Source organism: Achromobacter sp. SIMBA_011 (assembly GCF_046535435.1).
GTDB classification, from domain to species: Bacteria; Pseudomonadota; Gammaproteobacteria; order Burkholderiales; family Burkholderiaceae_B; genus Achromobacter; species Achromobacter dolens.
Map to the genome: position 1 here is coordinate 1 of NZ_JAWRWN010000876.1, position 253 is coordinate 253.

Consider the following 253-nt stretch of genomic DNA (forward strand, 5'->3'; position numbering starts at 1 on the left):
ATTCATCTCCTGCGAAAACGAACATGTCGCAACAACTTCAGCAAATCATCGATACCGCCTGGGAAAACCGCGCCGAGCTGTCGCCGAAGGCCGCGCCCGCCGACGTGCGCGAAGCCGTCGCTCACGCGATCGAGCAACTCGACAAAGGTGCGCTGCGCGTCGCCGAGAAGATCGACGGCAACTGGACCGAGCATAAGTGGCTGAAGAAGGAGGTGCTGCTGTCGTTCCGTCTGGAAGACCACGCGCCGATGCC

The 253-nt window shown here is 61.3% G+C and carries 1 pseudogene; it reads left to right on the forward strand.

What is annotated here, in order from left to right:
- Window positions 1–23 precede the first annotated feature (23 nt).
- Window positions 24–253, forward strand: a pseudogene (locus SB816_RS33515) (2,3,4,5-tetrahydropyridine-2,6-dicarboxylate N-succinyltransferase); the annotation flags it as partial.